Origin of the sequence: Ruminiclostridium hungatei, assembly GCF_002051585.1 — a bacterium.
In the GTDB taxonomy this organism is placed as follows: domain Bacteria; phylum Bacillota; class Clostridia; order Acetivibrionales; family DSM-1351; genus Ruminiclostridium; species Ruminiclostridium hungatei.
The window spans coordinates 123,537-144,051 of sequence record NZ_MZGX01000004.1 but is presented as its reverse complement, the minus strand read 5'-3'; the positions used below and the strand labels follow the sequence as shown (position 1 = coordinate 144,051).

Genomic DNA, 20,515 nt, shown 5'->3' with positions numbered 1-20,515 from the left:
TTTAGGCTGTGAATAATTTGGACAAGCAGGTGATAGCTTGGTAGAAATAACAAAAAAGGAGTTTCAACAGTTATCCGACTACATTAAGGCCAATTACGGAATCAGACTCAAGGAAGAAAAGATGACCCTTGTTACGGGGAGACTGCATAATGTTTTGCAGCAGGCCGGTTTTTCCAACTTTACGGAGTATTATGACCATCTTGTCTCCGATAGAACCGGAGGAGCGGTGGCTACACTTGTTGACAGGATTACCACAAACCACACCTATTTTATGAGGGAGCCCAGTCATTTTTATTATTTCAGGGACAAGGTACTGCCGTACTTGTCCGAGACCGTTAAGGAAAAGGATCTGCGCATATGGTGTGCGGCGTGCTCCACAGGTGAAGAGGCCTATACACTTGCTATGCTTATGGATGAATTTTTCGGCAGGACAAAAATGTGGTGGGATACGAAAATACTGGCTACCGACATAGCTGAACAGGTTTTGGATACGGCCAAAAGGGGAATTTACAGCAGGGAAAGAATTGAACCTCTGCCTCTCACGTGGAAGACAAGCTATTTTAAAGCCTACGATACTGAAAATTCGGTTTTGATCGACAGGATCAGAAATGAAGTAATATACAGGAAGCTGAATCTGATGGATAGTTTATTTCCTTTCAAAAAAAAGCTGCACACTATCTTCTGTCGAAATGTTATGATATATTTTGACAATGAAACCAAATGCAGGCTGGTTGAGAAGTTTTATGAGCATCTGGAATACGGAGGTTACCTGTTTATCGGGCATTCCGAATCTTTAAACAGGGAAGCCACCAGATTTAAATACATATTGCCGTCTGTATACAGGAAGGAATAAAGAGGAGTGGTTATATGACCGGCAGGAAGATAAAGGTATTGGTGGTTGACGATAGTCTGCTATTCAGAGAAGTAATAGCAAGGGGTATAGAAACAGACCCTGCCATTGAAGTTGTTGCCAGAGCAACAGACCCCTTTGATGCCAGAGATAAAATAATCCGGTATGAACCTGATGTAATGACTTGTGATGTGGAAATGCCCAAAATGAATGGTATAGAATTTATAAAAAGACTGATACCTCAATATCCTTTGCCCGTCATAGTCATCAGCACGGTCAGCGAAGCCGTTTTTGATGCTCTGAATGCAGGAGCTGTTGATTTTGTAACCAAACCCGATATTCAATCAGCCATAAGTGTAGAAAATTTTATTAAGGATATTATCCAGAAAATAAAAATAGCTGCAAACGCAAAAATATCAAGTGCAAAAGGCATGAGCGCCGTAAGTACCTCAGGCGGAAGAATAAACACGAAAAAAATAGTGGCCATAGGAGCATCCACAGGAGGAACCGAGGCCATATTCAGCCTGCTTAAAAATTTGCCTGCCGAGATGCCGGGGATACTTATAGTCCAGCATATCCCCCCCGTGTTTTCGGCCATGTTTGCCCAGCGGCTGGACAATCAGACCAGGCTGAATGTGAAGGAAGCCAGGACAGGAGACTTTCTGGAGCCTGGTATGGTATTTATTGCTCCGGGAAACATGCACATGAAAATTAAAAGTGCCGGAGATAGATTCAGGATTGAAACCTTTGCAGGTGACAAGGTAAACGGTCATTGTCCTTCGGTGGATGTTTTGTTTGAATCGGTTGCAAAGGAGGCAGGAAGCTCCTCAATAGGCATCATGCTTACGGGGATGGGCTATGACGGTGCCAGGGGCCTTCTGGCAATGAGGAGAAAGGGAGCCGGAACCATCGGCCAGGATGAACAATCCTGTGTAGTGTACGGCATGCCAAAGGTAGCCTATGATATAGGGGCGGTTGAAAAACAGGCATCTTTGCAAAACATACCGCAGGTGCTGATGGCAATGCTGAAGTAGGTGATTTGAATGAACTCGGTAAAATCAGTAATAGGAATTGGGGAATATGCCTTATCAGACAGCAGGGTTAACGCATTGAAGACATATGCTCTGGCATCCTGTGTGGCAGTTACTGCATACAGTCCGGCCAAACGGATAGGTGCAATGATACATGTGGCACTGCCCAAGCCCGGAAACCTGGAGGACGGTTTTTTCAGGCCGGGCTATTATGCCACAACCGGAATACCCATAATGATAGATAAGCTTGTAAGGGAGTGCGGCTGTACAAAAGAGGAGCTGCAAATCCGGATTTACGGAGGTGCCGAATCTATCAGCGACAAGGACATATTTCATATAGGCAGAAGGAATGTGGAGGCTGTATTGGAGACGCTGACCAATATGCACCTCAGAATAGTAAATGCAGATGTGGGAGGCCGGATAAGCAGGACGATTGAATTGGATGCGACAACGGGAATGGTGGAGATACACACTCAGCCTATGACCATATAAGGAGGTGGGTAGACTGGAAAACGACAGAATAGCTGCTGTCCTGGACAATATAGGGGATGGGGTTATTGCAACGGACAAAGAGGGCAGGATAGAGTACATGAACAATACTGCGGCCACAATGACGGGATGGACGGCAGAAGAGGCTGTGCGCCGGGAATTCAGCTCGGTATTTTCCCTTATAAACATTAAGAGCGGTGAAAGTCTGGACAGTCCCTTAAAAGAGGTAATGAAACTTAAAGCTGTTGTGGGGCTTAAGAATAACTCAGCCCTTTTGTCCAGAAATGGGAAAGCCTACATTGTGTCGGCCAGTTGCTCACCAATCAGGGATAAAGACAATAATTTCAGCGGGGTGGTAGTTGTATTCCGGGATATCAGCAGAATCAAGAGAATGGAAGAACATCTGATTGAAGAGAGAAACAATCTTGAAATGACCTTTAACCATTCTCCCCTTGGTATGCTTATTATGGATTTCGACAGGGTGGTCAGGCAGGTTAATAATGCATTTCTGGAGATGCTGGGAATTTCAGATAACGAGGTGCTGGGGCTGGGTTACGGAGACGGCATAAGGTGTGTATTCAGCCGGGAAAAAGGCTGCGGAAACAGCAGTGACTGCGGATTGTGCGAGATACGAAAAAGGATATCGGCAGTTTTAAAAACGGGTATACCCAGCAAGGACCTTGTAATTCAGCAGACTACGCTGAGAGGCGGAGTTCGGAAAAGACCCTGGTATAATATACTGTTTATGCCGGTTCATCATTCAGGAGAAAGAAGTGTGCTGCTTGTAATAACAGATGTGACAGAGAGCATGGAGCGAGAGCAAAAGCTTATAGAGGCTAATAACTTCAGTTTGAAGATGATGGAGAATTTTCCCGCCTTGATATGGAAGACTGACAACAACGGCAGGAATGTTTACGCAAATCATAATTTTCTGACCTTTGTGGGAAAAACAGAGCAGGAGGTTATAAGGGACGGATGGCTGGACTGCGTTCATCCTGCCGACAGAGAAAGGCTTGAAATAAGGCTTGAGAAGCAGATAGATGAAAAGTGGATGCATAATACGGAATTAAGGCTTAAGCATTGCGGCGGAGACTATATCTGGCTGAACACAGTTATTAAGCCCTTTTATGATATGACCGGAAAACAGGACGGGTATATAGGAATGGGCCTTGATATTAATGATAAGAAAAATACTGAAATGGAATTACAGAGGGCCAAGGAGGATGCCGAAAAGGCAAACAAGGCAAAAAGTGAATTCCTTGCAAATATGAGCCATGAGATAAGAACTCCCATAAACGGAATAGTGGGCATGATAGACCTGACCCTGCTTACCCTGCTGGACTCGGAACAGCAGGATAATCTCAGGACAGCTAAAAGCTGTGCCAACACCTTATTGAAAATTATAAACGACATACTGGATTTCTCAAAAATGGAGGCAGGAAAACTGATAATAGACAATGTGAATTTTGATATCAGGCTGCTCATTGAAGAGATTTTTAAGGCACAGTCCACGCTGGCGGACAGAAAGGGTCTGGAATTCAACTATTCATTTTATTCCGGAATACCTCAATATCTCATTGGTGATCCTGGCAGGCTGCAGCAGATACTTAACAATCTGATCAGCAATGCCATAAAATTTACCGAAAAGGGCGAAGTAAACATAGTTGTCAGAAAAGAACTTGTTGAAGCCGACAAAGTAGAACTAAAGTTTTCGGTATCGGATACCGGCATCGGAATAAGTGATGAGGAAAAGGAAAAGCTCTTTAAAACCTTCAGCCAGGTGGACAGTTCCATAACAAGAAAGTATGGCGGAAATGGCCTGGGCCTTGTGATTTCAAGACAGTTGGTGGAAATGATGGGCGGGCGGATGTGGATTGAAAGTGAGAAAGGAACTGGCAGTACCTTTAACTTTACAGTTAAATTCAGAAAGGGAAGTGCAGCCGCCCCGGGACAGGACAGCGAACAGGTGCCGGCAAGGACGGTGCATAAGCTGAACATACTGCTGGCGGAGGATGACAATGTAAACAAGGCCGTCATAACCAGAATGCTGAAGGAACGGGGGCATGAGGTGGATGTAGCCGCCACAGGCATAGAAGCTGTGCATATGCATAATGAAAAAGGCAATTATGATCTCATACTTATGGACATTCATATGCCTCAGATGGACGGTCTTGAAGCAACTAAAATCATCCGGGAAAAGGAGGGCGGGACAAGACACACTCCTGTTATTGCCATTACAGCCCATGCCTTGCAGGGTGACAGGGAAAGGTTTATGGAATTGGGAATGGACGAATACATTCCCAAGCCTGTAGCCATGAAGGAATTGTACAGGATTATAGAGTCTGCTGCTTTCAACATACAGCCGGAGAGGGATATCAAGGGCATAAAAATAGACGGCGACGGAAATATCGTACCGATACCGGAGCCGGAGCATACCGGCAAAGCAGCGGCAACTGCTCCGGGGCTTATTGAAAAAATTGAGGAGGTGGCATCCAGCCTTGCTGCTTCTCTTGAAGGAAGGGATATGGAGCTGGCCGGAAAATTTGCTCACGACATAAAGAATATCTGCAACGAATCGGGTGAGGACGAACTTAAAAGTCTGGCTTTTCAAATCGAACTGGCTGTGCGCCGCAACAACTTAAAAGATGTTCTTTATAATTATCTTACTTTTGATAAAGAGTTCAAGACCTTAAAAAGATTGTACAGTCGGGGAAAGGAGCAGTAGAATATGAGGATTTTAATTGTTGAGGATGATATGGTCAGCAGAAGGTTCCTGCAGAAATTTTTAAAGCAGTATGGGGAGTGTGATGTTGTAGTTGACGGAATCGAAGCCCTGGATGCCTTTCTGTTCTCCTTGAAGGCCAATGATCCATACAGTTTGATATGCCTGGATATCATGATGCCAAAGGTGGACGGCATAAAAGTGCTTAAGTCCATAAGGGAGCTGGAGGCCCAAAAGGGCATTGAACCTGAAAAAAGGACAAAGGTTATAATGACAACTGCACTGAACAGCGCAGACCTGGTGCAGAAAGCATTTGAACTGGGCTGCGAAGGCTTCGCTTCGAAACCCCTGGATACGGTCAAATTTGTTGAGGTTATGAAAAAGCTGCGGCTTATATAGATACTATGCTTATAAAAGGGCTATGGCATAAAAGGCGGTAATTTTCCCGCTTTATGCCACGGACAACTGAATATTCACCGGCATCAACTCTGGTACTCCTTTACCAGCAAGGCTCTTATATAGCCTCTGTCGGTGCTGGTGGAATCAATATAGAACCCGCGGCCGTAATAAAACCTTATGAGATCACGGTACTTTGAAGCGGTATGAAGGCTTACCTTTTTTACTCCCTGAGATATAAGAATCTTGTCTGCCAGGTTCATCAGGGATTTTCCTATTCCAATATTGTGATAACCCAGCATAACACCGAACCTGCTTATGTACGCGGTGTTGTCCGGCTGAAGCTTTATTCTGATGGTGCCCACCGGATTGCCGTCAATTAAAGCGATATATACCTCCTTTTCCAGTATATCCGCCTCAATATTCTGAAGGCTCTCGGTCAGGGCATCCAAAGTACCTGATAAACCGGTATCCAGCATATATTTTCTGAAGGCCTCCTGCATTATAATGGAAATAGAAGTTGCATCTTCCAGGGTGGCCTTTCTGATAATAAACGAATAATTCATGTATTGCTCCTTTCCAAACAAAAATAAAATGATTTCCTCATTAATTAATAATGAAAGAAATCATTTTAAAGCAAAATAGGATTACTTGCCCAAAAGTGTTGCCAGGACCGCCTTCTGTGCATGCAGTCTGTTTTCGGCCTCGTCAAAAATTACTGATTGGGGCCCGTCAATGATTTCCTCTGTAACCTCATATCCCCTGTAGGCAGGCAGACAATGCAGGAATATTGCATCTTCCTTTGCCTTTGAGAACAATCCGGTGTTAATCTGATAGGGCATGAATATTTTAAGCTTCTCTTCTTTCTGTTCCTCCTGGCCCATGCTGATCCAGGTATCTGCGTAAACCACGTCTGCATTGGCAATTGCTTCGGCGGGGTCACGGGTTATCAGGATTTCTGAGCCTGTGGATTTAGCTGCTGCCCTGGCCTCAGCAACATAGCTTTCTGTGCACTCGTAGCCTTCAGGTGTGGCAATTGCAACATCCATACCGGTTTTCGCACAGCCGTGCAGCAGGGAATGTGCCACGTTGTTGCCGTCTCCTATGTAGGCAAGCTTAAGACCCTCAAGCTGCCCCTTGTGCTCATACACAGTCAGCAAATCGGCTAATATCTGACAGGGATGCATTTCGTCAGTCAGACCATTGATTACAGGGATGGTGCCGAATCTTGCCAGGTCCTCCACATCACTTTGCTTAAAGGTTCTTATCATGATTCCGTCAATATATCTTGACAGTACGTTTGCAGTATCGTAAATGCTTTCTCCTCTGCCCAGTTGGATATCGTTTGAGCTCAGAAACAGGGAATACCCTCCCAACTGGTACATTCCGACTTCAAAGGACACCCTGGTTCTTGTCGAGGATTTGGAGAAGATCATGCCCAGTGTCCTGCCCTTTAAAATATGATGCTGTACACCTTCCTTGGTCTGTCTTTTAAGCTTTTGAGCAAGTTTCAGCAAATCCTGAATTTCTTCCGTACTTAAATCGTTCAGACTTAATAAGTGATTCATAGATACCTCCATATTAAAAAAATAGGTAAATTCAATATTGAAAGCATTTTATAGTACTTACGTACAAGCTTTTATCATGGATTGCTTCCAAGATATTTACAAGAATTAGCACTGGTTCATCACAGACAATTTTACTGCCGCTCACATTCGCCATCCCTGGCTCAGGTTTCGCTAAAACCTGCCTAGTACAACATTCGGTAAATCCTGGCACATAATTTGGGTATATTTTTTCGAACTACATCGTTGTCATCAATTGGAATAAAGCAATTATTCCGCACTCCTCCGCCTTGTACTTCAAAAAAATCTCCTCCAACTTATGCACCCTATTTGCCGAATGTTGTACTAGTACGGGTTTTTCAGTAAAATAATCCATGCTTCACCAACAAATTCATGTAAATACCTTTAACCAAGCCATCCATTGATACAAGCTGTACTCGCATACTATAAACGGATACTCATATATTGAATTTATATGTTTTTATTTCATTTCCGGCATTTCAGCCTCTGTATATGGAATACTCATCCAGTGAATATACCTCGGCCCTGTTGTCTGCAATGAGGCGTTCCAATATGCTCAGTACCGCATTGGTGGTGTCCAGGGAGGTTATGCAGGGGATGTTGTACTCCATGGCAGTTCTTCTGAGGATAAAGCCTTTTCTCTCGGGTATCTTGCCTCGTGTGGGTGTATTGATGACAAGGGTGATTTTGTCTTCCTTGATGAAGTCCAATACCTCGCTTTCATCAATCAAATCAACCGGCAGGGCGGCAGCGCCTAATACCCGGCAGGTGCCCGCTGTGGCAGAAAGCTTGAAACCCAGAGACAGCAATTTATTTGCTATGGCAATGCTTTCTTCCTTGTCCCGGTCTGCAACCGAAAGCAGGACATTTCCGCCGGAAGGTATTTTCATGCCGGAAGCTGCGATGGCCTTGTACAATGCGTTGTAATAGTCCTTGTCAACTCCCATGACCTCACCTGTGGACTTCATTTCAGGCCCAAGGAAAGTATCTACCGTGGTGAGCTTTGCAAAAGAGAATACAGGGGCTTTGACCGCATAGAATTCGGTTTCTCTGGCAAGACCGTTTTTATAGCCCAGCTCCGCCAGGGTTTTTCCCATTATAAGCTTTGTAGCCACGCCTACCATGGGTATCCCGGTAATCTTGCTCATAATGGGAACTGTTCTGCTGGCGCGGGGATTAACTTCAATCACGTAAACCTTTTCGTCGTTGTCCATAACAAACTGAATATTGAACAGGCCCACAACTTTCAGAGCCTTGGACAGGCGTATGGTATAATCCTCGATGGTAGCCTTCACCTTCTGTGACAGGTTTCTGGGAGGATATACGGCTATTGAATCCCCGGAGTGAACTCCTGCCCGCTCAATATGTTCCATGATGCCCGGAATAAGGACTTCATTGCCGTCGCATATGCCGTCGACTTCCATTTCCCTTCCTGTCACATACTTATCAATGAGTATGGGGTGGGCTGTGGAAATATCTGAAGCCATCTGTATATATTCCTGAAGGGTTTTATCGTTATAAACAATTTCCATTGCTCTTCCGCCCAATACGTAGGACGGCCTTACAAGGACAGGATAGCCGATTTCATTGGCTATGTGCCGTGCCTGCTCAAAAGAAAAGGCTGTTTTTCCTTCCGGAATGGGAATATCCAGTTCTTCCAGAAGCTTCAGGAACTTATCCCTGTCCTCTGCAATATCTATGCTCTGAACAGAGGTTCCAAGAATTTTTACGCCCTCGGAATGCAAGGTTTCTGCAAGGTTGATTGCTGTCTGCCCTCCAAACTGGACGATGACTCCCAGCGGCTTCTCCTTTTCGATGATATCCAGGACACATTCCTTGGTCAGCGGCTCGAAGTAAAGCTTGTCGGAGGTGTCAAAATCCGTGCTGACGGTTTCCGGGTTATTGTTTATGATAATAGATTCAATTCCCAGCTCCTTCAGGGTTTCAACCGAATGAACGCTGCAGTAGTCAAATTCTATACCCTGGCCGATTCTTATAGGGCCGGAGCCTATTACCAGCACCTTGTCGCCTTCGGTTACCTCTACATCGTCCTTTTCCTCATAGGTGGAGTAATAGTAGGGAGTCACTGCCTCAAACTCGCCTGCACAGGTATCAACTATCTTATATACAGGATTTATAGGGTATTTTTCCCTGAGCTCCAGTATTTTTTCCAGGGGTACATTGCACAGGTTGGCGATGTAAGAATCTCCAAAGCCTATTTTTTTTGCTCTGGAATAGAGATCGTAATCCAGCCAGGCAATGCCCGCATTTGTTATCTCTTCACCCAGCTTGACTATTTTTTTCAGCTTTCTTATAAAGAAATCGTCTATCTTTGTTATACGTACGATTTCACCTGCCGAAACCCCTTTCTGAAGCGCCTTGCATATGGCAAACATACGCTGGTCACTGGGGTGCTTGACGTATTCAACCAGCTCCTCGCGGCTCTTATTGTCAAAGAGGCTCAGTCCCAGTTGGTAGTTGAATTTAATATCCAGAGAATCTATTGCTTTGAGCAAGGATTCCTCAAAGGTACGGCCGATGGCCATAACCTCGCCGGTAGCCTTCATTTGTGTTCCGAGGCTTCTGTCCGCATTGGCAAATTTATCGAAGGGCCAGCGGGGAACCTTTGTGACCACATAGTCCAGGGAAGGCTCAAAGCAAGCACTGGTGTTTTTGGTAACAGAGTTTTTTATTTCGTCCAGAGTCATTCCTATGGCTATCTTGGCCGTAACCCTGGCAATGGGATAGCCGGTGGCCTTGGAAGCCAGCGCACTGGAACGGCTGACTCTGGGATTGACCTCTATTACAACATATTCAAAGCTGTCGGGATTCAAGGCAAACTGTATATTGCAACCGCCCTTTATATCAAGGGCTCTGATTATTTTTATGGAAGCAGTTCTCAGCATCTGGTACTCCAGGTCGGAGAGAGTCTGGCTGGGAGCCACGACAATACTGTCTCCCGTATGTACTCCCACCGGGTCAAAGTTTTCCATGTTACAGATAATTATGCAGTTGTCGTTGCTGTCCCGCATGACCTCATACTCAATTTCCTTCCAGCCCGCAACACTCTGTTCCAGAAGCACCTGGCTGATCATGCTGAGCTTGAGGCCTTTGCCGCAAATGTACCTGAATTCCTCCATATTGTTGGCAATACCGCCGCCGGAGCCTCCCAAAGTATAGGCCGGCCTTATGATAATGGGGAAGCCTATTTCATGGGCAAAGGCCACTGCATCCTGCATTGTGGTGACAATTTTGCTGTGGGCGACTTTTTCGTTGATTTCCTGCATGGTCTCCTTGAAAAGCTCTCTGTCCTCGGCTTTTTTTATAGAGGAGAGGGAGGTGCCAAGAAGCTGTATGTTCATCTCGTCAAGAATACCGTCTTCCGCAAGCTGGACGGCCATGTTCAGACCTGTCTGACCGCCCAGGGAGGCAAGTATCCCATCGGGCTTTTCCTTATATATAATCTTTTTTACAAATTCAAGGGTTATAGGTTCAATATAGACCTTATCCGCCGATTGGGTATCAGTCATAATAGTGGCAGGATTGCTGTTTATGAGAACGACCTCGATACCTTCCTCTCTCAGGGACTTGCAGGCCTGTGTGCCTGAGTAGTCAAACTCCGCGGCCTGACCTATTATAATGGGCCCTGAACCAATAACCAGCACTTTTTTTATATTTAAATTTTGGGGCATGATATTCTCCTGTCTGTGCGCACCGCATGCACGCTAAAGTTATAAAACCTTCAATAGCACGTAGTTCTTTTTTTAATTCAGGCCATCATTCTGACAAAATCGTCGAATATATATGCGGAGTCCTGAGGCCCCGGGGCTGCTTCCGGGTGGTACTGAACGCTTATGAGCGGAAGCTGCTTGTGTCTGAAACCTTCGATGGTGTTATCGTTTACATTGACATGTGTTATAACGATGTCGTTATTGGTACTGTTATCTATGGCATAGTTATGGTTCTGTGAAGTGATATAGCACCTTCCGGTGATATAGTCCTTAACAGGATGGTTTCCTCCGTGATGGCCGAATTTCAGTTTGGTAACACTGCAGTCCAGTGACAAGCCCAAAAGCTGGTGTCCCAGGCATATTCCCAATATGGGCCTGACTCCAAGCAGCTTCTGTATGGTCTTTTTTGCTGCCGCAAGATCTCTGGGGTCTCCAGGCCCGTTTGACAAAAGTATGCCGTCAGGGTTGCAGGACAGGATTTCCTCATAGGAACTGAAGGCAGGAAGAATGTGTATGTCGCATCCTCTGCTTTCGAGAGAGCGGACAATATTGCTTTTCACTCCAAAGTCCAGCAGCGCCACTCTTTTCCCCGGGCCCGGAACGTGCACCGGAGTTTTGGAGGTGACCTCCATCACAAGGTTTCTGGGCATGGCTTTGTAAGCCTGAAGGTTCTTGCCCAGTATATCCAGATTTCCGCACTCGGTGGATATTATTCCAAACATGCTGCCATGCTTTCTGATATGCTGGGTGAGGGCTCTTGTATCAATGCTTTTGATGCCTACAATATTATGTCGTGCAAAGTATTGCTCCGGGTCAAGGGTATATCTCCAGTTACTTGGGGTGGAGCAGAGCTCTTTTACAATGAAGCCCTGAACATGCGGTTTATAGGACTCGTTATCCAGGGTGTTGAAACCATAGTTCCCAATCAGCGGATAGGTCATGGTTACAATCTGGCCGTTATAGGAGGGATCGGTGGTGATTTCCTGATAACCGGTCATACATGTATTAAAAACAATTTCTCCGGCTGTCTCACCGCTTTTTCCGAAACCTTCTCCGGAGAAATATGTGCCGTCTTCCAACAATAATACTGCTTTCATATATAGTCTCCAATCAGCTGCCTGATGCAGCGACATCAATAATAAGTACGAAGTATAATCATTCACCCAGTGCGCAACTCAGGGCTGCAAGGAATTCGTCCGCATCCTGCGTGGTTATGATCAAGGGAGGAAGTATTCTCAGCATATTCTCGCCGATGTTGGCCAGCAGATATTTTTTCTCAAACATTTTATTTTTCACCTGGGGAGCTATAGGCGCATTGAGCTCGATGGCAATCATCAGTCCGGAGGCTCTGACTTCCGATATGACCGGACAGGATTCTGCTGCCAGCGCCTGAAGCTTTTCCTTGATATATTCTCCCACCCTTTGAGCATTTTCAGGCAGTTTTTCTTCCTCCATGATCTTCATTACTGCAAGCCCGGCGGTACAAGCCAGCGGGTTGCCTCCAAAGGTAGAACCGTGTTCTCCCGGGGCAAAAGCTTGTGCAACCTGGTCCTTAGCACATACTGCTCCTATTGGAATGCCTCCGCCCAGTGCTTTTGCCAGAGTGAATATATCAGGCTCTATGTCATATTTCTGGTAGCCGAAGAGCTTGCCGGTCCTGCCCATACCTGTCTGTACTTCGTCAAATATAAGCAGCAGCTTCTTTTCGTCGCAGAGTTCTCTGACCTTTTTCAGATATTGGGCATCGCACGGATATACGCCGCTTTCACCCTGGACAGGCTCCAGCATAATGGCGCAGGTGTTTTCGGTGACTGCTGCGCTGAGTGCCTCAAAATCATTCAAAGGCACCTTTTTAAAGCCCTGGGTCAATGGTTCGAAGGGCTTTGCATATTTGTCCTGGCCCGTGGCACTGAGAGTAGTGATGGTTCTGCCGTGGAAGGACTTTTGAAGTGTGATTATCTCGTACTTTTCAGGCATTCCCAGCTTTCTGAAGTATAGTCTTGCAAGCTTGATGGCGCCTTCGTTTGCCTCAGCACCGCTGTTGGAGAAGAATACCTTGTCTGCGCATGAATTCCGGCACAGCTCCCTTGCCAGCAAGGCCTGTGATTCTATGTAATATAAATTTGAACAGTGTACAAGCTTCGTCAATTGTTCGGTGACCATTCTTACAAAGGTCGGATGTGCGTAGCCGATGGAGTTGACTGCTATACCCGAGAAAAAATCCGTATATTTTTCACCGTCGGTACTCCAAAGGTTTATGCCCTGTCCTTTTTCAAAGGCGACGGGCGTTCTTTTCCCAAATGTATTCATAAAAAATTGGCTGTCGTATTCCTGAATATCCTTTACCAACATATTAGCCTCCAATCCACGTGGATTCACGCAGTAAAATAATGATGAAACATACTGGCGGCAAAAATGCAGCCATATAAAAACAATGTATAATTAATAATTATACATTGCTGTGTATAAAAATGCAATATAATAATGCTACTTTGTATTGTGAAGATACTTGTTTCTTAAACCGGCATATGAATTTTCAAGGGATATAAGGTAGGAATAAAGCCTGTTGCTGTTTTCCTCCTCCATAAAGGTGAACATCATGCAGTATTTATAAAGTGCATTTTCTGTGGATGCTGTGACTATCTGACCTTTTGCATATATGGAAGAATTGTCATCAAGAAGTATGTTTATTTCACAGGGGGAATTTTCAGGGATTTCCTGATCTATAAGAAAAGCGGTGCCTCCAAGTGAAAGGTTTGACACGTTGCAGTAGTAACTGCTGCTGCTGGTTGACAGGGCGGCAGGCAAATATACATCCAGCCGTGGGAAAATCCTGTGGTTCTGGCTTTCACATATATTATGGACTTTCACTCTTATGTAAGGGAAGCGGGATAACTCTATCTTAACTACCGAACAATTCAGAATATATTCATAATATTGATTGTTAAATTTGATGTCCACGGGAGTGCCGGAAAAAAGACAGGCCCTCAGCAGATCGTTTGTAAAAGGCAGACATATGGTGTCTTCAATACATTCGGTGATTATATTAAGGGACCAGGCGGATTGGTTCAGTTTCCTGAAGCTCACCAAAGACCCTGGGACAATTAATTTGGAAATACATGCACTGTTCAAAGATGTTTTCCTCCTGTAACTATGCAATCCCACCAACAGGATAGTAATTTTTTATGGAATAAAAACACTCCTTACTTTATTATAAAGTAAGAAGTGCTGTCCTACAATGTCAATACCAAAATTTTTGGAAAAAATTCGGTGGAAGCAAGGCATCAATATAATGCTTCATTTTCATGGTACAGCTTTTTATCCTTCATAATCATAGTTCCGATACCCTTGTAGGTAAATATCTCAAGCAGTATGCAGTGGGGTATCCTGCCGTCGATTATGTGTGTCCTTCCCACTCCTTTTTCGAGAGCGTCCACGCAGCCCAGTACCTTTGGTATCATTCCTCCTGCTATGATCTTTTTGCCGATCAGGTCATGCACTTCGTCAATGGTAAGGGCAGGGATGATACTTTCGCTGTCTTTGGAGGGTTTCACACCTTCCACGTCAGTAAGCAGCATGAGTTTTTCTGCTTTAAGGGCGGCTGCGATTTCGCCTGCTACCGTATCGGCATTTATGTTATAGCTTTGTCCGTTTGGGCCCACACCGATTGGGGCTACCACTGGTATATATTCATCCTTGGATATAAGTTCAAGAACCTTGGAATTTATTTTGGTAATAGAACCGACAAAGCCGATGTCTTTCATTTCACCGTCTATCTCGGTTTTATACTGCTCACACTCTATAAGCTTTCCATCAATGCCGCAGAGACCTATGGCCTTTGCGCCCTTGCTGTTCAGCAGTGAAACTATCTCCTTGTTGGTTTTACCCACAAGCACCATCTGAGCCACCTCGATGGTTTGAGCATCTGTGACTCTCAAGCCGTTTACAAATTCGCTTTTAACATCAAATTTCTGAAGAGCCCTGTTTATATCAGGTCCCCCTCCGTGCACCAGGACGGGATTCATGCCTATGTATTTTAAAAGAGTGATATCTTCTATGACGGAGTTTTTCAACTCGTCATTTATCATTGCATTACCGCCGTATTTGATAACTACTGTCTTTCCATAGAGCTTTTGTATATATGGCAGTGCTTCTATCAATATTTCGGCCTTTTTAATCAAACCATCATAATTCATAAATAAACATCCCCCTATAATATAACTTCCTGAATATAACTTCCTGAAATCTCAGATATAAATCAGCTAACTTAGCCTGTAGTGCTGATTAAAAATGTGGTAAACAGTCAGAAATTGCTGCTCACTCCCGTACGGACTTCGTCCTACAGCCCGGTTGCCTCATCCAGTCCCAGCATTATATTCATATTCTGAATCGCTGCTCCCGAGGAACCCTTGCCCAGATTGTCAAGTACGGCTATGAGCAGGATTCGTTCAGTGTTGCCTGTGACGTAAATCTCCAGGTTATTGGTATTGTTTACCCTGGTTGCCCCAATGAAGCTGTTTATGTACTCTTTTTCCGAATCCGGAGGCATCACTCTTATGAACCTCTCCTGTCCATAGTATTCGGACAGGAAGGCATGGATATCTTCTTTGGCCGCAGGCTTGGGCAATAGTTTCGGAAAAAGCGGAATGCATACGGACATACCTTTATAATACGGGCATACTATGGGAGAAAATATGGGAGCCTGCTCCAAACCGCTGATTGCAGTCATTTCGGGAATATGCTTGTGGGACAGTCCCAGTGCGTAAAGCTGAGGACTTTCAAAAGGATTTCCCCGGGGGTCTTCGAATTGGGCTATAAGTTTTTTGCCGCCGCCGCTATAGCCGGAAATGGCGTGGGATGTAACGGGATAATCCTTTTGCACAATACCTTTTGAAATCAAAGGATACATCAGGCTGATAAATCCGGTGGCATAACAGCCGGGTACGGATACTCTTGCTGAGGCCTGTATTCCGGCGCGGTGTTCCCGGCTTAACTCCGGCAGCCCATAAACCCATTGCGGGTTTGTTCGATGGGCGGTACTGGCGTCGATAACCCTGGTCGAAGGGTTATCTATCAGAGCCACAGCCTCAACGGCAGCAGTGTCGGGCAGGCACAGAAAAACAATATCCGCGCTGTTCAGGCACTTTTTTCTTTCATTTATATCTTTTCTTTTTTCGGCATCTATTTTAATAATGTCAAGATCATTTCTCAAGTCCAGTCTTTCGTTAAGCTGAAGTCCTGTGGTGCCCTCGCTTCCATCCACAAAAACCCTATACTTCATAATTATCCTCCATCTGCTGCTGGGCAGCCGTACAATTAATGATTTAATAATTATACAGTATTATGCATAAAAATTCAATATTACGCAAATATATTTTATCTTCGGGTTGAATTGTCAACCCGGAGCACGACCTTCCATTACTATATGAAATTCCTGAGATAAACAAAAACCGGTGCGGGAAATAAACCCAAAAGGTATTATAAATGGCCTGTATACATTTAAATTGGCATTATACAAAAGTACTAAAAGCAAAAAATTAATTTTGTTAAAAAGCAATATGGTTTGTACCAGGCTTGCAGTGTATCATATTAGTATAGAATTTCTTAATACGATTTAGATATAAAACAAATAGCGAGTTTTGGGAGGTATAAGAATGGCTAGTTTAAAGCTGAAAAATATTTATAAGAGATATGCAGGTGGAGTAACTGCGGTTAATGACTTCAATCTTGATATTGAACACAACGAATTCCTCGTACTGGTTGGACCTTCAGGTTGTGGTAAGACTACTACACTCAGAATGATTGCCGGTTTGGAAGAAATATCAGAGGGTGAATTATACATTGGAGATAAATTAGTAAATGATGTTGCTCCTAAGGACAGAGATATAGCAATGGTTTTCCAGAACTACGCATTGTATCCTCATATGACAGTATTTGATAACATGGCTTTCGGTTTGAAACTCAGGAAGACTCCTAAGGATGAAATCAAGAAGCGTGTTAATGAAGCAGCTAAGATTCTTGATATAGAACATTTGCTTGATAGAAAGCCAAAGGCTTTGTCCGGCGGTCAGAGACAGAGAGTTGCGCTGGGTCGTGCCATAGTGCGTGAACCAAAAGTATTCTTAATGGATGAACCTCTCTCAAACCTGGATGCAAAACTCAGAGTACAGATGAGAACAGAGATCGGAAGACTTCACAACAGATTGAACACAACATTTATATATGTAACACATGACCAGACAGAAGCTATGACAATGGGTACAAGAATCGTTGTTATGAAGGACGGATATATCCAGCAGGTTGACTCACCTACTTCATTATATGACAGACCTTGCAACCAGTTCGTTGCCACATTTATCGGCAGCCCGCAAATGAACCTTATAAGTGCGGTGCTTACTCAGCGCGGAAGTGACTTGCACCTGGTATTCGGCAAGAGCGATGTAAAAATACCTGAAGGCAAGGCCAAGAAGCTTGAAGGAACCGATTATATCGGCAAGGAAGTTTTTGTTGGTATCAGACCTGAAAACATACATGACGAAGCCATGTATCTGGAATCAATGCCAGACAGTATTGTTGAGGCTCATGTTGACCTGGTTGAAATGCTGGGTGCAGAAACCTTCCTTTACATGATAATTGAAGGAGCAGTTTCAACTGTAACTGCAAGAGTAAATGCAAGATCCAAGACCAAGACAGGAGATGTTATCAAGGTTGCATTTGATGCAAATAAGATTCACCTGTTTGACAAGGAAACCGAACGTACAATTATTAACTGATAATTATTATTTAAAAAAAGGAAAGCTCAGGCTTTCCTTTTTTTGTTTGGGTATGTATGCAGCAAGAGAGGAAGAATATTGTACAGGTCTTGAATCAAGCTATTCAAAATAAATTTACAATATGGGTTGTAGTAAAAAAAACTGTTTTAGTGTATAATTTTAATGTATTGTGAATTGAATAGTAAAATATTCACGTATTTTAAAAGCGGGAGGTTAGCAATGTCTGTAAAACTATTTCAGACGCTATCTGACAAATATAGCGAGATTATAAACAAAGAAGTTGGTGTAACCGACGACAACGGTGTTATTATAGCTCATTCCGATTTTCAGGCTATAGGACAGCAGGACCCCAATATAGCGGCATTTTTACAGGAAAAGCAACTTCAGGGCACTATGGAGGGAAGAATATATAATAAAGTTATCGTTAAAAACAAAGTTGAGTTTGTTACCTTTATACAGTCTGTTGAACCTCAGGATATCACATATCTTGAGCTGTTTACCTTAAATATTCTCAACCTTAAAAGCTACTATGATGAAAAGTATGATAAAAACACCTTTATCAAGAATATAATCGTAGAAAATATTCTGCCGGGTGATATACTGGTGAGATCAAAGGAACTGCACATCGATTATAATGCTTTGAGAGTAGTGTTTCTTATAAATGCCACCAGCGAAAGAGACATACATGTTCATGAAGTGATAGAAAGCTTGTTTCCAAACAAGAGCAAGGACTTTGTCATTGTCATTGACAACGATAATGTTGTCCTGGTCAAGGAAGTCAAAAACAAGGATGACTATAAGGAAGTATACAAAATAGCGCGTATTATTGTGGACACCCTGAATGCCGAATTAATGGTCAAGGCCTCCATAGGGATAGGAACTATTATTGCAAATCTGAAAGACATTACCAAATCCTACAAGGAAGCTCAGATGTCCATGATCATCGGAAATATTTTCGGCGGGGACAATAACATATACGATTATAACAACCTTGGAATCGGCCGGCTGGTATATCATATACCAACTTCATTATGCCAACTGTTTCTGGATGAGGTATTCAAGGATAACTCTGCGGATTCGCTGGACAATGAAACAATGCTTACAATTCAAAAATTCTTTGAAAACAATCTGAATGTGAGTGAGACTGCAAGACAGCTTTATATTCACAGAAATACGCTTGTCTACCGGCTTGAAAAGATCAAGAGGCTCACAGGACTGGAACTGACCAGCTTTGACGACGCTGTTATCTTCAAGCTGGCCATATTGGTCAAAAAGTATCTTGCAAATTTAAATGAATAAAAGATAGGGGTAATCCAATTGGTTGAATTTATAGATGTGATGAAAAAGTATCCCAACGGTACTGTTGCCTTAAAGGGTATAAACCTTAAAATCAATAAGGGTGACTTTGCATTTATAGTTGGGACAAGCGGTTCAGGGAAGTCAACACTTTTAAAACTTTTGATGAAGGAAGAAACCGCCACTGAAGGGGAAGTCATAGTTAACGGGTACCGTTTGTCGTCATTGCAGCCCAAGCAGGTTCCATACCTGCGCCGTGGAATGGGTATGGTTTTCCAGGATTTCAGACTCCTGCCCAACAAAACTGTTTATGAAAATGTGGCTTTTGCTATGGAAATAACAGAATGTCTTCCCAGAGAGATCCGGAGGCAGGTGCCCATGTCACTTGCCCTTGTGGGCTTAAGCCGTAAGGCAAACGCCTATCCTCATCAGTTGTCAGGCGGTGAGCAGCAGCGTGTTGCAATAGCCAGATCGCTGGTAAACAATCCTGCTTTGCTGATTGCAGACGAGCCTACAGGAAATCTGGACCCCGAGAACTCATGGGAAATTGTAAAACTCCTTTCAGAGGTCAATCAGAGAGGTACTACTGTAATTGTCGCCACACATGAAAAAAGTATAGTTGATGCTATGAAAAAGAGAGTTATCGCCATCGACAAGGGAAGGATAATGAGGGATCAACAGAAAGGGCTGTACGGGGATGAAGATACGGAGTTTAAGATATATTCTTAAGGAAAGTTTTGTAAATGCATATAGAAACAGATTGATGTCCCTGGCATCGATTAGTATTATCAGTGCGGCATTGATACTGTTCGGAGTATTTTATCTGATTCTGATAAATTTGAATCATAATCTGGATTTATTGTATGATAAGCCTCAAATGCAGGTTTACTGCCTCCCTGAGCTGACGGATGAACAGGTTGAAGCTGTTAAGACAGAGATTGCCAACAATGAAGATATAGAGAGCTATAAGGAAATAAGCAAGAAAGAAGCCTTTGACCAGTTGAAAGAGTATCTGGAGGATGAAAAAAAGGATCTGGGTGGGGCAAACATACTGGAAGGTTACGACGAGAGCATGATGTTTGTTTCATTCACAGTAAAGGTCAAGGACCCTCAGAACAGCAACAAGGTTGCAAAGACACTTGAGGCTCTTGCGGGTGTAGATAATGTGAAATACTCTCAGCAGACAATCGATATGATACTGAAAGTATCCAACTGGGTTAAAATTGTAAGTTTTGTTTTAATAGGCCTGCTGCTGGTGATATCCCTGTTCATTATTGCAAACACTATCAAGCTGACTGTATTTGCAAGACGAAAAGAAATAAACATAATGAAATACATAGGGGCCACAGACTGGTTTATAAGATGGCCGTTTGTTTTTGAAGGAATACTTATAGGTTTGCTTGGAGCGACGATTGCTTTTGTGCTGGTTGCGTACATATATAGCTTTGCACAGCCCAGATTGGCGGAGGAGTTTTCAGGAGGACTGGAAATGGTTCAGTTTGGAAGCGAGTGGGGCACTCTTGTGCTCATATATCTGGGAATAAGTGCGGTAATAGGTGCTTCAGGCAGCATAATGTCCATACGTAAGCATTTACATGTTTAGGAATTACTTTGATTTTTAAAATTATTGTTGTATAATGG

The 20,515-nt window shown here is 43.7% G+C and carries 17 protein-coding genes; 9 read left to right on the top strand and 8 right to left on the bottom strand.

Annotation, left to right across the window (positions count from 1 at the left end; all coding sequences use genetic code 11):
• Positions 1 to 37 precede the first annotated feature (37 nt).
• The 5 genes from CLHUN_RS04290 to CLHUN_RS04270 are packed head-to-tail and all read left to right on the top strand — an operon-like array spanning position 38 to position 5,491.
• A complete protein-coding gene (locus CLHUN_RS04290; RefSeq protein WP_080063331.1) occupies positions 38 to 853 on the top strand; it encodes a CheR family methyltransferase in 816 nt (271 codons plus the stop codon).
• 14 nt (positions 854 to 867) lie between these two features.
• Complete coding sequence (locus CLHUN_RS04285) at positions 868 to 1,884, top strand: protein-glutamate methylesterase/protein-glutamine glutaminase (protein ID WP_080063330.1); 1,017 nt, start codon at positions 868 to 870, stop codon at positions 1,882 to 1,884.
• A gap of 9 nt (positions 1,885 to 1,893) precedes the next feature.
• Complete coding sequence (locus tag CLHUN_RS04280) at positions 1,894 to 2,373, top strand: chemotaxis protein CheD (RefSeq protein ID WP_080063329.1); 480 nt, start codon at positions 1,894 to 1,896, stop codon at positions 2,371 to 2,373.
• A gap of 4 nt (positions 2,374 to 2,377) precedes the next feature.
• A complete protein-coding gene (locus CLHUN_RS04275) occupies positions 2,378 to 5,095 on the top strand; it encodes a PAS domain-containing hybrid sensor histidine kinase/response regulator (protein ID WP_080063328.1) in 2,718 nt (905 codons plus the stop codon).
• Between the two features lie 3 nt (positions 5,096 to 5,098).
• A complete protein-coding gene (locus CLHUN_RS04270) occupies positions 5,099 to 5,491 on the top strand; it encodes a response regulator (protein ID WP_080063327.1) in 393 nt (130 codons plus the stop codon).
• Positions 5,492 to 5,574: 83 nt separating this feature from the next.
• On the opposite strand, the gene CLHUN_RS04265 is transcribed toward CLHUN_RS04270, so the two are convergent.
• The 8 genes from CLHUN_RS04265 to argC form a co-directional block, all read right to left on the bottom strand.
• On the bottom strand, positions 5,575 to 6,054 hold the full coding sequence (locus CLHUN_RS04265) for a GNAT family N-acetyltransferase (protein WP_080063326.1): 480 nt from the start codon (positions 6,052 to 6,054) through the stop codon (positions 5,575 to 5,577).
• A gap of 81 nt (positions 6,055 to 6,135) precedes the next feature.
• The gene (argF, locus tag CLHUN_RS04260) at positions 6,136 to 7,056 is read right to left on the bottom strand and encodes an ornithine carbamoyltransferase (protein WP_080063325.1); all 921 of its coding nucleotides are present in this window, start codon (positions 7,054 to 7,056) and stop codon (positions 6,136 to 6,138) included.
• Positions 7,057 to 7,553: 497 nt separating this feature from the next.
• Positions 7,554 to 10,766, bottom strand: coding sequence for a carbamoyl-phosphate synthase (glutamine-hydrolyzing) large subunit (carB, locus tag CLHUN_RS04255; RefSeq protein ID WP_080063324.1), 3,213 nt, complete (start codon positions 10,764 to 10,766; stop codon positions 7,554 to 7,556).
• Between the two features lie 77 nt (positions 10,767 to 10,843).
• Positions 10,844 to 11,902, bottom strand: a complete 1,059-nt coding sequence (gene carA, locus CLHUN_RS04250) for a glutamine-hydrolyzing carbamoyl-phosphate synthase small subunit (protein ID WP_080063323.1) — start codon at positions 11,900 to 11,902, stop codon at positions 10,844 to 10,846.
• 58 nt (positions 11,903 to 11,960) lie between these two features.
• Positions 11,961 to 13,157, bottom strand: a complete 1,197-nt coding sequence (locus CLHUN_RS04245; protein WP_080063322.1) for an acetylornithine transaminase — start codon at positions 13,155 to 13,157, stop codon at positions 11,961 to 11,963.
• A 135-nt stretch (positions 13,158 to 13,292) separates the two neighbouring features.
• Positions 13,293 to 13,937, bottom strand: coding sequence for a PilZ domain-containing protein (locus tag CLHUN_RS04240; RefSeq protein ID WP_165755650.1), 645 nt, complete (start codon positions 13,935 to 13,937; stop codon positions 13,293 to 13,295).
• 152 nt (positions 13,938 to 14,089) lie between these two features.
• Positions 14,090 to 15,001 (bottom strand): acetylglutamate kinase, encoded by a 912-nt coding sequence (gene argB / locus CLHUN_RS04235; protein ID WP_080063320.1) that lies wholly within the window; start codon positions 14,999 to 15,001, stop codon positions 14,090 to 14,092.
• Between the two features lie 143 nt (positions 15,002 to 15,144).
• On the bottom strand, positions 15,145 to 16,086 hold the full coding sequence (gene argC / locus CLHUN_RS04230) for an N-acetyl-gamma-glutamyl-phosphate reductase (protein WP_080063319.1): 942 nt from the start codon (positions 16,084 to 16,086) through the stop codon (positions 15,145 to 15,147).
• A 373-nt stretch (positions 16,087 to 16,459) separates the two neighbouring features.
• Here argC and CLHUN_RS04225 point away from each other — a divergent pair, with 373 nt between their 5' ends.
• The 4 genes from CLHUN_RS04225 (at position 16,460) to ftsX (ending at position 20,477) form a co-directional block, all read left to right on the top strand.
• Complete coding sequence (locus tag CLHUN_RS04225; protein ID WP_080063318.1) at positions 16,460 to 17,578, top strand: ABC transporter ATP-binding protein; 1,119 nt, start codon at positions 16,460 to 16,462, stop codon at positions 17,576 to 17,578.
• A gap of 219 nt (positions 17,579 to 17,797) precedes the next feature.
• A complete protein-coding gene (locus tag CLHUN_RS04220) occupies positions 17,798 to 18,877 on the top strand; it encodes a PucR family transcriptional regulator (RefSeq protein WP_080063317.1) in 1,080 nt (359 codons plus the stop codon).
• Positions 18,878 to 18,895: 18 nt separating this feature from the next.
• Positions 18,896 to 19,603: a cell division ATP-binding protein FtsE gene (ftsE, locus tag CLHUN_RS04215; RefSeq protein ID WP_080063316.1), complete on the top strand. Its 708-nt coding sequence runs from the start codon at positions 18,896 to 18,898 to the stop codon at positions 19,601 to 19,603.
• Positions 19,572 to 20,477 (top strand): permease-like cell division protein FtsX, encoded by a 906-nt coding sequence (gene ftsX / locus CLHUN_RS04210; protein WP_080063315.1) that lies wholly within the window; start codon positions 19,572 to 19,574, stop codon positions 20,475 to 20,477. Before ftsE ends, ftsX begins: the two co-directional genes overlap by 32 nt.
• The last annotated feature ends 38 nt before the right edge of the window (positions 20,478 to 20,515 follow it).

What these genes read in the sequence shown, in the direction of transcription:
- CLHUN_RS04285 (WP_080063330.1), top strand. Translation starts at nt 868, where the DNA reads ATGACCGGCAGGAAGATAAAGGTATTGGTGGTTGACGATAGTCTGCTA.
- CLHUN_RS04280 (WP_080063329.1), top strand. Translation starts at nt 1,894, where the DNA reads ATGAACTCGGTAAAATCAGTAATAGGAATTGGGGAATATGCCTTATCA.
- CLHUN_RS04270 (WP_080063327.1), top strand. Translation starts at nt 5,099, where the DNA reads ATGAGGATTTTAATTGTTGAGGATGATATGGTCAGCAGAAGGTTCCTG.
- CLHUN_RS04265 (WP_080063326.1), bottom strand. Translation starts at nt 6,054, where the DNA reads ATGAATTATTCGTTTATTATCAGAAAGGCCACCCTGGAAGATGCAACT.
- argF (WP_080063325.1), bottom strand. Translation starts at nt 7,056, where the DNA reads ATGAATCACTTATTAAGTCTGAACGATTTAAGTACGGAAGAAATTCAG.
- carB (WP_080063324.1), bottom strand. Translation starts at nt 10,766, where the DNA reads ATGCCCCAAAATTTAAATATAAAAAAAGTGCTGGTTATTGGTTCAGGG.
- carA (WP_080063323.1), bottom strand. Translation starts at nt 11,902, where the DNA reads ATGAAAGCAGTATTATTGTTGGAAGACGGCACATATTTCTCCGGAGAA.
- CLHUN_RS04245 (WP_080063322.1), bottom strand. Translation starts at nt 13,157, where the DNA reads ATGTTGGTAAAGGATATTCAGGAATACGACAGCCAATTTTTTATGAAT.
- argB (WP_080063320.1), bottom strand. Translation starts at nt 15,001, where the DNA reads ATGAATTATGATGGTTTGATTAAAAAGGCCGAAATATTGATAGAAGCA.
- argC (WP_080063319.1), bottom strand. Translation starts at nt 16,086, where the DNA reads ATGAAGTATAGGGTTTTTGTGGATGGAAGCGAGGGCACCACAGGACTT.
- CLHUN_RS04225 (WP_080063318.1), top strand. Translation starts at nt 16,460, where the DNA reads ATGGCTAGTTTAAAGCTGAAAAATATTTATAAGAGATATGCAGGTGGA.
- CLHUN_RS04220 (WP_080063317.1), top strand. Translation starts at nt 17,798, where the DNA reads ATGTCTGTAAAACTATTTCAGACGCTATCTGACAAATATAGCGAGATT.
- ftsX (WP_080063315.1), top strand. Translation starts at nt 19,572, where the DNA reads ATGAAGATACGGAGTTTAAGATATATTCTTAAGGAAAGTTTTGTAAAT.